This window comes from Thalassotalea coralli (assembly GCF_055786205.1).
Map to the genome: position 1 here is coordinate 13,334 of NZ_JBVVBK010000006.1, position 12,729 is coordinate 26,062.

12 protein-coding genes are annotated in these 12,729 nt (G+C 40.6%); 9 read left to right on the plus strand and 3 right to left on the minus strand.

Annotated elements, in window-relative coordinates; genetic code table 11:
* Positions 1-65: 65 nt before the first annotated feature.
* From ACOB80_RS15020 to mpl, 3 genes are all read right to left on the minus strand, one after another.
* Positions 66-3,266, minus strand: coding sequence for an amidohydrolase family protein (locus ACOB80_RS15020; protein ID WP_473166670.1), 3,201 nt, complete (start codon positions 3,264-3,266; stop codon positions 66-68).
* 181 nt (positions 3,267-3,447) lie between these two features.
* Positions 3,448-4,068 (minus strand): flavin prenyltransferase UbiX, encoded by a 621-nt coding sequence (locus tag ACOB80_RS15025; protein ID WP_473166671.1) that lies wholly within the window; start codon positions 4,066-4,068, stop codon positions 3,448-3,450.
* 45 nt (positions 4,069-4,113) lie between these two features.
* Positions 4,114-5,478, minus strand: a complete 1,365-nt coding sequence (mpl, locus tag ACOB80_RS15030) for a UDP-N-acetylmuramate:L-alanyl-gamma-D-glutamyl-meso-diaminopimelate ligase (RefSeq protein ID WP_473166672.1) — start codon at positions 5,476-5,478, stop codon at positions 4,114-4,116.
* Between the two features lie 185 nt (positions 5,479-5,663).
* On the opposite strand from mpl, the gene ACOB80_RS15035 reads away from it, so the two are divergent.
* The 9 genes from ACOB80_RS15035 to ACOB80_RS15075 all read left to right on the plus strand — a co-directional run bounded on the left by ACOB80_RS15035 (position 5,664) and on the right by ACOB80_RS15075 (position 12,503).
* Positions 5,664-6,821, plus strand: coding sequence for a YcbX family protein (locus ACOB80_RS15035; RefSeq protein WP_473166673.1), 1,158 nt, complete (start codon positions 5,664-5,666; stop codon positions 6,819-6,821).
* A gap of 11 nt (positions 6,822-6,832) precedes the next feature.
* Positions 6,833-7,558: a 5-oxoprolinase subunit PxpA gene (gene pxpA / locus ACOB80_RS15040; protein ID WP_473166674.1), complete on the plus strand. Its 726-nt coding sequence runs from the start codon at positions 6,833-6,835 to the stop codon at positions 7,556-7,558.
* The gene (locus tag ACOB80_RS15045) at positions 7,545-8,270 is read left to right on the plus strand and encodes a 5-oxoprolinase subunit B family protein (protein ID WP_473166675.1); all 726 of its coding nucleotides are present in this window, start codon (positions 7,545-7,547) and stop codon (positions 8,268-8,270) included. Before pxpA ends, ACOB80_RS15045 begins: the two co-directional genes overlap by 14 nt.
* Before the next feature lie 3 nt (positions 8,271-8,273).
* The gene (locus ACOB80_RS15050) at positions 8,274-9,188 is read left to right on the plus strand and encodes a 5-oxoprolinase subunit C family protein (RefSeq protein ID WP_473166676.1); all 915 of its coding nucleotides are present in this window, start codon (positions 8,274-8,276) and stop codon (positions 9,186-9,188) included.
* 118 nt (positions 9,189-9,306) lie between these two features.
* Complete coding sequence (locus ACOB80_RS15055; RefSeq protein ID WP_473166677.1) at positions 9,307-9,669, plus strand: DUF6249 domain-containing protein; 363 nt, start codon at positions 9,307-9,309, stop codon at positions 9,667-9,669.
* A 17-nt stretch (positions 9,670-9,686) separates the two neighbouring features.
* Positions 9,687-10,238 (plus strand): RNA polymerase sigma factor, encoded by a 552-nt coding sequence (locus ACOB80_RS15060; protein WP_473166678.1) that lies wholly within the window; start codon positions 9,687-9,689, stop codon positions 10,236-10,238.
* Positions 10,239-10,247: 9 nt separating this feature from the next.
* Complete coding sequence (locus ACOB80_RS15065) at positions 10,248-10,583, plus strand: hypothetical protein (protein WP_473166679.1); 336 nt, start codon at positions 10,248-10,250, stop codon at positions 10,581-10,583.
* Between the two features lie 106 nt (positions 10,584-10,689).
* Positions 10,690-11,286 (plus strand): anthranilate synthase component II, encoded by a 597-nt coding sequence (locus ACOB80_RS15070; protein ID WP_473166680.1) that lies wholly within the window; start codon positions 10,690-10,692, stop codon positions 11,284-11,286.
* A gap of 71 nt (positions 11,287-11,357) precedes the next feature.
* The gene (locus ACOB80_RS15075; RefSeq protein WP_473166681.1) at positions 11,358-12,503 is read left to right on the plus strand and encodes an HDOD domain-containing protein; all 1,146 of its coding nucleotides are present in this window, start codon (positions 11,358-11,360) and stop codon (positions 12,501-12,503) included.
* Positions 12,504-12,729: the final 226 nt, after the last annotated feature.

Genomic DNA, 12,729 nt, shown 5'->3' on the forward strand with positions numbered 1-12,729 from the left:
TTTAATATTAATAAAAAAGCACCTTAAATAGGGTGCTTTTTTAATGTTAAACGCAATTGAAAAATTTATTTTTCGAAATAGAATTTCGCGCGTTTATTATCATAGTTACCAATTTCATTCATGGTGTTTGCATCGTACAAACGGCCATTAACCATGGTATAAACCACTTTATCCGAAACGCGAATATCCTTAGTGATATCACCGTCAACAACCACTAAATCAGCAAGCTTACCTGTTTTAAGTGAGCCAATGTTTTTATCCATGCCAAATGACTTAGCAGGGTCTATCGTTGCTGTTTTAAGTGCTTCCAGTGGGGACATGCCACCTTGAGCCATCATCCAAATCTCCCAGTGCATCGCTAAGCCTTCACGTTGCCCATGGCCGCCTGAGTTAACCAAAATACCTAAATCTTGGATCTCTTTAGCTCCTTTAGCGACATTAAAGTGATTATAGTGATGTAGTGGTGCTTTCGTACGACGCATCGAACGTGGGTCTAAAATTTCACTAGGCACATATTTACTTAAAATTGGGTGTTTCCATACGTCTGTAACGTCATACCAGTAATGCTCACCTGATATACCTCCGTAAGAAACGCCCATCGTTGGCGTGTATGCCATAGCCGAGTTTGACCATAACTGTTTTACATCATCATAGATTTTCTCTGTTGGAATTGAATGCTCTAACGTTGTATGTCCGTCCACTATCATAGTCATATTGTGTTGGAATAATGAACCTCCTTCAGGTACCACCATCACGCCAGCTTCACGGGCAGCTTGCACAAACTGTTGACGCTGGTTACGACGTGGTTGGTTATAACTCTTAACCGAAAATGCACCAACTTTGGCTAAACGCTCAACATGGAATTTCGCGTCATCTAGCTTATCTACATGTGAGGTAGCAAAAGTGCTTTTAGCACCGTATAAAATTCGCCCAGTTGAGAACAAACGTGGCGCAACAATTTTACCGGCCTTTTGCATTTCACTGGCAGCAAAGAATGTTGCCGTGTCATTTGACGGATCGTGAATTGTAGTAACACCTAGAGACAAGCCTGCGTAGTTTTCCCAGTTTTGCTCAGGAACAATACCGCTTGTACCTTGTGGGCCGTGAGCATGAGCATCAATTAGCCCTGGAATTATAGATTTACCAGTAATGTCATAGGTTTTTGCTTTTCTTGGGATATCGACCTTCCCTTTTTCGCCGATAGCGATGATCTTATTGTCTTCAACGACAACAACACCATTTTCGATCACCTGATCGCCTTCCATGGTAACGACTGTGCCACCAACAAAAGCAACAACGCCTTCTGGCTTGTCGATATCTTGTTTAAAGCTTAACGAGGTTTCAATAGGTGTAACTTCTTTGTCTTGATCGTTATCAAAATCAAATAACTTTGCAACTGATGCTTGATAAAGCTCAGGACCTAAGTTCCAGTACAGTTGATCTGACTCGCCATTCCAATTTAAGCCTTCACCAGCTCGAACCGATAATTGCTTAACCGGGAAGTTACTTGCTTTAGGGCCAGTATCAATAACTGCGCCTCGTTCAACAAAAGGTGTTACAAACACTTTAAAGCGCTCGGCAAAGGCTAAGTGTTTGCCATCAGGCGCTACGTGATACTCCGTTGCAAACTCGCCTTGATAAAGAGGTGCTTCATTTTGCCCATCTAAATCAATTTTCACTAGCTTAGTTTTTTTGCCGTATTTCGTTAAGAAAATGCGGTCGTTGCGATCACCGAAATGCGGTTGATAGCCAGATTTCGTAATCAACTTGGGCTCACCACCTTTTGCTGATACTTGGTAAACACCGGTATTTAAACCCCATTTAGGGTTTAAGATAGAACCAGTTTGCACCTTGCGATAAACAATGGTTTTGCCATCAGGAGAAAAGGTAGGCTCGACATACTTACCTGGTTCATTGGTGATAGTTTTGCCTTTACCGCCGCGTGAAGATACTACTTTTAGGCTACCAAACTTTTTGTCGTCCCATGTCGCATAAACAATGCTTTTACCATCGCGAGAAAACTGTGGATTGAACTCTACTAAGCCTTTATTTTTGGTTAGCAATTTAGCTTTGCCTGATGCTTTGCCATTTTTCAACGATTGAACGTATAAACGCCCCATAGACTCAAAAATAACTTTTTTGCCATCCGGTGATATTTCAACATCACGCAACATTTTGGTATCGAAAGTATCAACATCTAGGTTTTGTTCAAATCGAAGAGCTGTTTGAATTTTCTTAGTGGTATTAACTTCAAACGGAATCACCTGCGCTTTGCCCGATTTAATATCCAGTTTATGAATTTTACCACCGGTCCAAAACACCATGCCTGAATTATCGGGAAGCCAAGCCATATTCGGGTATACACCATGGATCGCCCAAGTTTCTTGCATGTCGCGATCTAAGCCGGAAAAGATGAGCTTTTCTTCGCCGCTTTTTAAGTCATAGGTATAAAGGTTTGTCTCGAAGTCATCTCGGCTAATAAAAGCTAGCAATTTACCATCTGGCGAAGGCACTGGGCGAATAGCGCCGCCTTTTCCTGAGATAATAGTCTCAATATCACCCGTTTCTAAATCGTATCGCTTAATTCGGTAGATGCCTTTTTCAGAATCTTTACTGTACTCAAAGTATTTTCCTGGTGTTGAGTCTTGAGAAAAGTAAACATAACGTCCATCTGGAGAAAATGCTGGCTCACCTAAATCTTTTTGTTCATTTGGACGCTTAGTTAACATAGCGCCCTTACCACCAGTTTTGTGATACATCCACACTTCGCCGGCACCAAGTGAACGAGTTCCGGTGTAATGCTTACGGCCAACAATATAGTTACCATCTGGCGACCAAGCAGGACTATTAAGCAATCGGAAAGTTTCGTTTGTTACCGCTTTAGCATTACTACCATCAGTGTCCATCACCCAAAGGTTGTCACCACCACCTTGATCTGACGTAAAAACTATGTGTTTGCCGTCAGGGCTAAATCTTGGTTGCATTTGCCAAGCGATATCTGTCATTAATGCTTTTGCTTTGCCACCTGTTATTGGCATGGTGTAGATGTCACCAAGTAAATCGAAGACAATCGTTTTGCCGTCAGGGCTAACATCAACACTCATCCAAGTGCCAGTTGTTACATTAATTTCTGCGTTTTTAAATACGCCTTGAGGTTCATTAACTGACCATGACTTCTTTTCTTCTTTCGCTAAAACTACTTGGCTAGTAAGTGCCAAGCCGATAGATGCAGCGAGAATCTTTTTTGTTAGATTTTTGTGAGGCATGAGTGCTTCATCCTTATTGTTTTTTCGCTTTCTTTGGGGATGTTGAAGCTAAAAATAAAAAGCTAGCTTCAATAATGGTTTACTACAGCATAGTAAACCATGTTAATTAAAGGCAAAAAAGATAAATAGTGAGATTTGTGAGTTTAATTTGTAAACATAAACCCACAATGAAATGAATACGTTAGATTTGATAACCCCATCTAGGCATAACATCTTGCTCTATGCCTAAATGATCGAGAATACGCCCCACCATAAAATCCACTAAGTCTTGGATTTTTTCAGGATTATGATAAAAGCCAGGAGCAGCAGGCATTATCGTTACGCCAGCTTGAGAAAGCGTCAGCATATTTTGCAAATGAATAGTTGAAAATGGTGTTTCTCTAGGCACAAGTATGAGCTGGCCTCGCTCTTTAATTACCACATCGGCAGCACGTTCGATTAAGTTGTCGCTCATACCTTGACTAATAGCGGCTAAAGTTCCGGTTGAGCACGGACAAACAACCATTTTCTTAGGTGCCGCTGAACCAGATGCCACGGGTGAAAACCACTGCTCTTTGCCAAAAACGGTGATCTGCTCTTGTGCAGCATTAAACTTCTCGGTAAACCAATTACTGGCACTTTCCGGCGAAGCGGGCACTTTCAAGCCCATTTCAGTATCGAACACCACACGTGCCGCACTAGACATTAGTAAATACACTTGATAATTGGCAGACACCAAACAGTCAATAAGGCGCATAGCATAAGGAGCACCTGACGCTCCGGTAATTGCTAACGTAATTTTTTCTTTAAATTCTGTGGTCACTATTTTTCCGTAACTTTACTTTTAAAACAGGAGGAATTGATAACTCTATTCAGCTAATTTATTCAGTAGCTTGTCGTGTATACCACCAAAGCCACCATTACTCATCACTAATAAGGTATCGCCCGGCTGCGCACGCTTCACCACTTGCTCTACCAGAGTATCGACGCTTTGCTCAACGATACAAGGTTGATGACAAGCCTCAATTAAATCGCTAACCGACCACTTCACTAACTCATCTTGATAAACAAAAACATGATCTGCTTGTTTTAAAGACTCAGGCAAAGTGTCTTTGTGAATACCAGATTTCATGGTATTCGACCTTGGTTCAAGTATAGCTAATACGCGACCATCGCCTACATGAGATCTCACGCCAGCCAAAGTTTTTGCAATAGCCGTTGGGTGATGAGCAAAATCATCGAATACCCGAACATTATTTACTTCACCGCGAAGCTCTAAACGTCGTTTTGTATTTACAAACTCTGCAAGTGCTTCTATTGCTACTTTTGATGGCACACCAGCATGTCTTGCCGCGGCTATCGCCATCAAGCCATTATCAACATTAAAATCGCCAATTAACGACCAGTTGACCTTACCTTGCAACGCCTCTTTGAAGTACACTTCAAACTCACTACCGTCGGCTTTACTCTTTTTAGCAAACCAGCCTTCACTGCTTTTACTTTCATCAACACTTACTTCCGTTGGTGTCCAACAGCCTTGCTCTAATGTTTGTTGAACATATTGCTCAGACAAAGGTGACAAAATAAGGCCATTACTCGGCACCATACGCACTAAATGATGAAACTGGCGCTGAATATCTGAAATATCGTTAAAGATATCAGCGTGATCAAACTCCATGTTATTAATCACTAAGGTACGTGGCCGGTAGTGCACAAACTTAGAGCGCTTATCAAAAAACGCAGTATCGTATTCGTCTGCTTCGATAACAAAGAATGGCGATTCACCTAAGCGAGCAGATGTATCGAAGTTCTGAGGAACGCCGCCAATTAAGTACCCAGGCTTAAGGTGAGCGTATTCTAAAATCCACGTCAGCATCGAGCTAGTCGTCGTTTTACCATGGGTACCTGAAACAGCTAATACCCAACGGTCTTTTAACACATTGTTTAATAGCCATTCAGGGCCCGATGTGTAAGGAATATTACGATCAAGTACGTATTCAACCATAGGGTTGCCACGAGACATAGCATTGCCGACGATAACCAGATCTGGCTCATCAGCTAAGTGCTCAGTTAAATACCCTTGTTTTAATTCTATACCTAATGCTTCAAGTTGATGACTCATTGGTGGATAAACATTTGCATCGCAACCACTTACTCTATGGCCTAATTGTTTTGCAATCGCGGCAATACCACCCATAAACGTGCCACAAATACCTAAAATATGAAGATGCATGTATTTCCCGTATTTATTTTCTAATGCGCTTTTTTTACAGCAATATACCTGATAGCCCAGATAAACTCACCCATTATGGCTATACAATTATTTTTTGAGAAAAACACTAACTGTGCATTGCGTGTCTTCATGCCCTTTGCCACAATAATCTTCGACTACGATAAAAGACCATATAAGGATTAACGGTGTCAGATTTAAACGTTTCGTCTTTAACTATTTACCCAATAAAGTCAGCATCCGGTATTCAACTTTCTCATTCGTGGGTTGATGACTATGGATTAAGCTACGACAGAAGATTTGTTTTAACTGATTTAAACGGCCAATTTATCACGGCACGTACCCAGCCAACGCTTTGTTTGATTACGGTAAGTATCACACCTGATGGACTGGTATTAACTGCGCCAGACATGCCACTGTTAGAAATAAAATACAGTCAGTTCAGCGTGCAAACCCACCAAGTAACGGTATGGGAAGATCAAATTAACGCGCAATATTGTCATCAAATTTACGATAAATGGTTCAGCCAATACTTAGGGTTAGATTGCCAATTACACTTCTTTGCCAATAACTCAACGCGCTACGTAAAAAACAGAAATAACCAAGTTGCGTTTGCCGATGGTTACCCTTTGCTCCTTATCTCTCAAGCATCGTTAGACGATCTTAATAAACGCGTTCGCTATTCCACCATCGAAATGAAACAATTTAGACCAAACATTGTTATTTCAGGCGGCGAACCGTATCAGGAAGATAAGTGGCAGCATATTAGAATAGGTGAAGTAGAGTTTGAATTAACCAAGCCCTGCTCTCGCTGTATCATGACAACAGTAAACCCAGATTCAGGTGACAAACATCACAAGCAAGAACCTTTAACCACCTTAAAACAATATCGCCAAACTCCAAAAGGCGACGTGATGTTTGGTCAAAACCTAATTGCACTAAACAAAGGTAAAATTAACCTAGGCGATAAGGTTCAAGTTATCAAAACATCGTCTGGCATTGATTTTAGACCTCCTAGTAAAAAGCCAGCTATTGCTGAAGTAAATGAACAGCAAGTGAATGCTCCACCTAAAGCGCCTAAGAAAGTAAACATTTTGTTTGATAGTTGGAACACCACACACCAAGGAAACAGCAAGGAAACGATATTGGAACAAGGAGAAGCTGCTGGCCTGATTCTGCCTTACTCATGTCGTGGAGGTATGTGTGGCCGGTGCAAAATAAAGCTAGATAAAGGAGAAGTCAGAGAGTTACCTAGTGACGCGTTAACCGATGAAGAAAAACTTCAAGGATTTGTTTTAGCTTGTAGCAGCATACCTAAATCAGATGTAGTTGTTAGTAAAGGCTAAGGTACAAAGAAGTGAGACTCAATTGTGATTTAGGTGAAATTTCGTTAGCGCATGATCAACAAATCATGCCCTTTATCGATCAAGCAAATATCGCCTGTGGTGGACATGCGGGGGATGAAACCAGCATAGAAAAAACAGTTCAACTAGCATTAAACCACAATGTCGCGATAGGCGCTCACCCTAGTTATCCTGACAGAGAAAATTTTGGCCGAGTGTCGATGACGCTCACGTCTGAGCAACTAAAACAAACATTTAGCTCGCAAGTAAAGGCTCTTATTTCTTGTTGCCAGAAACACCAAACAGTTTGTCATTACGTTAAACCTCATGGCGCTTTATACAACGACATGATGAAAGATACCGAGCTATTCACCAGAATCTGTCACATTATGTCAGAGGAGTTTCCGGCGATTTCTTTAATGATTCAAGCCTTACCCAATATAGCGGCTTTTCGGGATATTGCTGACCAATTTGACATTAAGCTAATGCTAGAGGCCTTTGCCGACAGGCGCTATCTCTCATCGGGGTTATTAGTACCTAGAAAAGAAAAAGGCGCGGTAATTGAAGACAAAGCTTCTATACTTGAACAAGTAAAAACTCTGTGCGAACAAAACGCCATAGTGACTATTGAACGCCAAGCGATACACCTTACTGCCGATACCTTATGTGTTCACGGTGATAGCCAACACGCATTGGCTTGGGTAAAACAAATTAGACAATATTTAAATGAACCTTCTTGAGCCTGTTAATATTGAAGCGAGTGGTGAAAATGCCCTTTTGATTTGTTGGCAAGAAGTCGTATCGCCTGTACTTCATCAATTTATCCTAGAATTAAGCCAGCAGTTAATATCCGAACTGCACGGTAAAGTTGTCGACACTGTTGTCAGTTACAACAGTTTATTACTACTATTTAATTTCCAAACAATAACGCATGAGCAATTAACAAATAAAGTACTCGCCTTGCTTATCGCAACAAGCAAAGCTTTGAAACAAAACGATCAACAGGAGCTTACAGAAAACGTTATTTCTATCCCCGTTTACTATCATGGTCATGATTTACAAACCGTTGCATCCGCATTAAGTATGACAACAGACGAGGTGATAACACGTCACAGCAACATTAAATATCGTGCTTACGCACTCGGCTTTACTCCTGGCTTTTGTTATCTCGCACAACTAGATAAAGCACTCATGCTGCCAAGGAAAACCACCCCTTTAAAGTCAGTGCCCAAAGGTGCCGTTGCCATTGCCGAGCAGCAGACTGCGGTTTACCCAAGTACTTCCCCCGGTGGCTGGCATATTTTAGGGATAACGCCTGTATCTATGTTTAAAGAAAGTAATGGTGGAGCAACACCTTTAATTAATGTTGGTCAAACGGTGCAGTTTGCCCCTATCTCTCGAAAAGAGTTTTTGGCTTTAGGTGGTAGCGAATATAAGGTGGATAGTCGATAAACTATGTTTACTTTAGATAAAGTCAGTCCAGGTACATCGATTCAGGATCTTGGTCGTCAAGGTGGTGCAAGTATCGGCGTAACCACAAGCGGTGCTGCCGATCAGTTTAGTTTTCGCCTGGCAAACTATATATGTGGTAACCCATTACATTTACCAACAATAGAAACCACATTTGGTCAAGTGTCCTTATCTTTTAATCAAACATGTCAATTTGTTATCACTGGCGCAGATTGTAATGCAACACTTAACGGTAGCATCATAGCAACCGAAAAGTTAATTACTGCTAAAACAGGCGATACACTTGAGTTGCAACACCCCAAAGTACAGGTTCATAGTTATATAGCTTTTGTTGGTGGTATAAAGTGTAAACACTGGTTATCAAGTGCCAGCCAAGCCAATAGTGATATTCAATTAAACATGACAGAAGCTTCGTTATCGGCAGGCCAATCTTTTACTGTCAACCATATTGAAAGTAACGTAGAGGCTTATTGCATCGCTGATACCCCTCAGTATTTTCATCAAGATGATCAACTTAGCTTACGATTTATCGCAACCGAGCTTTGGCATCAGTTAACTGAGGTTCAGCAACAACATTTTTTCCAACAAGCCTTTACTATAGATAACATGAGTAACCGCATGGGCTACCGCTTTAGCGGCGAAGCTATCGATTGCTCCCCGCCTCAACAACTATCTAAGCCCGTCGTCTATGGCGCAATACAACTCCTCCCTTCAGGCTTACCTATCGTGTTAATGAGAGAGCACCAAACCATGGGAGGCTATCCGGTAATTGGACATGTATATCAAGTTGACCTCTATCGATTGGCACAAAAACGCCCAGGAGAAAAAGTTGTATTCATTGAGGGTAACCTTGCACAAGCACAAGCCCAAAAAATAGCGTTCGACAGTTTATTTGAATAAATAACAACTGTTGAACAAGGTTATTTTGCAAAAAATAAAAAAATTTTCACTTTCTTGCATCCAAACAATCTTTAGCTGCATCATAAGGGATAAACAAGCGTAAAAGAGAGTGTAAATTATGCATGCACATGAAGTGTTTATCCCAATATTTATGTTTATAGGATTAGCATCTGTTATTTATTTTTACTTAAAACATTTAACCGATGTTAAGCAAGAGCAGCAAAAAACCTTACAAAAACTCATCGACAGTGGCCAGCCACTTTCTCCTGAATTGATCACCAGTATCGCCAAACCAAAATCTTCCTCAGGCGTAAATAAAGATCTTTCACGAGGTTTAATTGCGATAAGTTTAGCGGTTGCGGTGTTTATTTACGGCTTTTATGGCTTAGGTAAAGATTTAGAGTTCTTATGGTTGGGCATCTTCCCATTTGCACTAGGTATCGCCTTCTTAATTATCCATAAGTTTAAACCACAGCAATAGCTTATTAGAGAAGTGCTTTGAGCCAAGAGTTTAACGAAACTGAGTTAGTCGCTGCTGTCATTGTGAATCAATGCCAGCAATCTTTTTCTCAGTTAGTGGCAAAATACCAGCAACCTGTTCGGCAGTATTGTCGCAGGTTGTGTGCGCCTGATCATAGTTTGGCTGATGATGTCGCTCAAGATACTTTCTTTCAGGCCTTTAAGAAAATGGCGCAATACGAAGGCAAAGGAAAGTTTCAAGGCTGGTTATTTCGAATCGCTTATTATCAATTTCTACAAATTAAACGTAGCGAAAAGCCAACAGAATCTTTAGATGATGAACTCCAAGGCGACTCGTGTTCAGATAAATCGTTACTGCAACGAGATCTTGAAGCTGCCATGGCGTTAATATCAGCTCCAGAAAGAACCTGTCTTACCTTAATGTATTCTTTTGGGTATACTCAGATTGAAATAAGCGACATGCTGGACATGCCATTAGGCACAGTAAAATCCCATTGTACTCGTGGCAAGAAAAACCTAAGCGAGCTACTAACGCCAACAAGTGACAACGACAAAGCTAATGTTGCTTAAGGACTAACGATGAATGATTTAGACAGTTTATTATCCAAACCTTTAGCTAAAGTAGAAGACGATGGCTTTAACCAAGCTGTCATGGAAAAAATCGCTAGATTCGAAGCTTTTCGAAAGAAAGTATTGCTTTCTGTTGTGCTAAGCCTTGCGCTGTTAGCTATTGTTACTTTACCCATTACCTCAGTGATACTTGAATCGATTCATTTACTTACCAGCTTTGAAACACTTGCAGCAAACATTCAATCAAGTCCACTTTCTGAAACCATGAGGCACTTAGGTATTGTCTCAATTTGTTTATTTTCCTGCCTAGGATTTACCTTACTAGTAAAATTTGATGAACAGTAGCACCACCTGTTTAAATCGCTAATTTCAAATTATTAGTGAATTGTCGTCACAAGCTAGCTAAAATACGCGCCGGTTTTGTTTTATACGGTAATAGCAAGGTGGTTCTGTGCTGTTAATGATCGATAACTACGATTCATTTACCTTCAATCTAGTGCATTATTTTCAGTCTCTCGGGCAAGAAGTGCGCGTGTTCAGAAATGACGAAATTACATTAGCTGAAATTGAAGCACTATCACCAGATTATTTAGTGATATCGCCTGGCCCTTGTTCACCAGATGAAGCGGGGATTTCCTTATCGGCAATACGAACTTTTGCTGGCAAAATTCCTATTTTGGGTGTTTGCTTAGGTCATCAGTGTTTCGCGCAAGTATTTGGCGCTAAGGTACAAAAAGCCGAACAAGTGATGCACGGTAAAAATAGCCTAGTAGTACATCAACAACAAAGTGTATTTAACGAATTGAATATGCCGCTTAACGTAACTCGTTATCACTCACTTGTCGTTGAACCTGAGAGTGTCCCGGAGGAGCTGGAAGTTATTGCTTGGACAGAAAAGGAAAATGGTGAATTTGATCACATTATGGCGCTTGCTCATCGACATTTACCTATTGTCAGCGTACAGTTTCACCCCGAATCCGTCTTAACAGAACAAGGATTAGAGTTGCTGAATAATTTTATTTATCAATTTTCGCACTATAATCACTAATAAGACAAAAAATTAAAAGAAAAGGCAATGTTGCCGATATTCAAAGCATTACTATTTAAATTATTCCATTCATGCTGCTTTTTGAAAATAACGACCAAGTAAAAGACATTTACCACAAAGCAATTAGCTTAACTATCAGCAAAGAATTTGCTGAGCAAGCCCATGGCTCTTTTTCACAGGTAAATAAGCAAAATAGCGAGCAAGAAAATCGCCGAAGGGAGCTACTCGAAGTAGAAGAGCAAGCCAATCAGAACCGCTTGATTGAAGAACACGGCAAAGCACACTTTCGTAAGCAAGTGATGGATAAGCTTTATGCGCAGGTAAACAGCCAAGTGGATAAAGCGTTCGACAGTAAAGAAAACTTATACAATAACGTACTAAATATTGAAGATGCAGCGCCAGCCATTATGGAAATCTTGGCGGTAAGGGCTGCGTCTATTAAAAGAATTGCCCCGCTAGTAGCCTCGTTACCTTGGCTTGCAAATGAACTGATTAATTTAGTTAACAAGCCTCAGTACAGGAAACGCGCTGATGTACAGGTGACCGATTCAAACCTCGCATTAACTTATGTCGGCCTTGATAACTTAAAGTTAGTGATGCCTACTTTTATGTTGAAGCATTGGCTACCAGTAAGTACCTCTCCTTACCCGCTAATGAAACGTAAGCTGTGGAACGATTCTTTATCAATTGCACTTGCAGCGCAAGTGCTTGCAGAAGAGCAAGGGTTAGATAAATTTAGTGCGTTTGCTGCTGGCATGCTGAGCAACATTGGTTTATTGGCCGTGGCAAAATGTTTTATTCAAACCTATAACGACGCGTACAAACAAGAAGTTCAAAGTGCCTACAACGATAGGGATAAAAGACTGCATGATGTGTTAGTTGAATTTGATATGGCACCCGAGTTACTCCATCAACAAATTGTTGAGCGCAGCGCTATTGTTACCGCAGATATCGCCGAATTGATGCGCTTTGACCGATTGGCCATAACGGAGCCATTGTTTGATCTTGCTTATACTGATAAATACAGCGATATGTCAGCGTTAGCTCGCATCATAGTGAAAGCAAAAGCTTATGTCAGTTTCAGAAGCTTAGCTAAAAACGAGTTGATAAATAATAGCGAAGCCAAAGCCTTGTTAAGTTCCGCTCATCTCACTCCAGCCGAAGTCGCTTTATTGAAAAAAAGCGATATCGACCATATTAAACTGCAATTTAATTAAGAGAAGAACGCTAAAATCGGTGATTTACGCAAAATATCACTATTTTTTTTTGATTATTTATTAAAAACTACCTAGTTTTTTAACCATCTTAGGTTAACTGTTGCCACCCGTTGCCTGACACCGCGACTAACATGAATACATCAACTATAGTTATTCAGTTATCTTGAATAAAATACGCAAACCCTTATTTAACAAGGGTTTCAAAGGATTTGATACGAGACAAGTC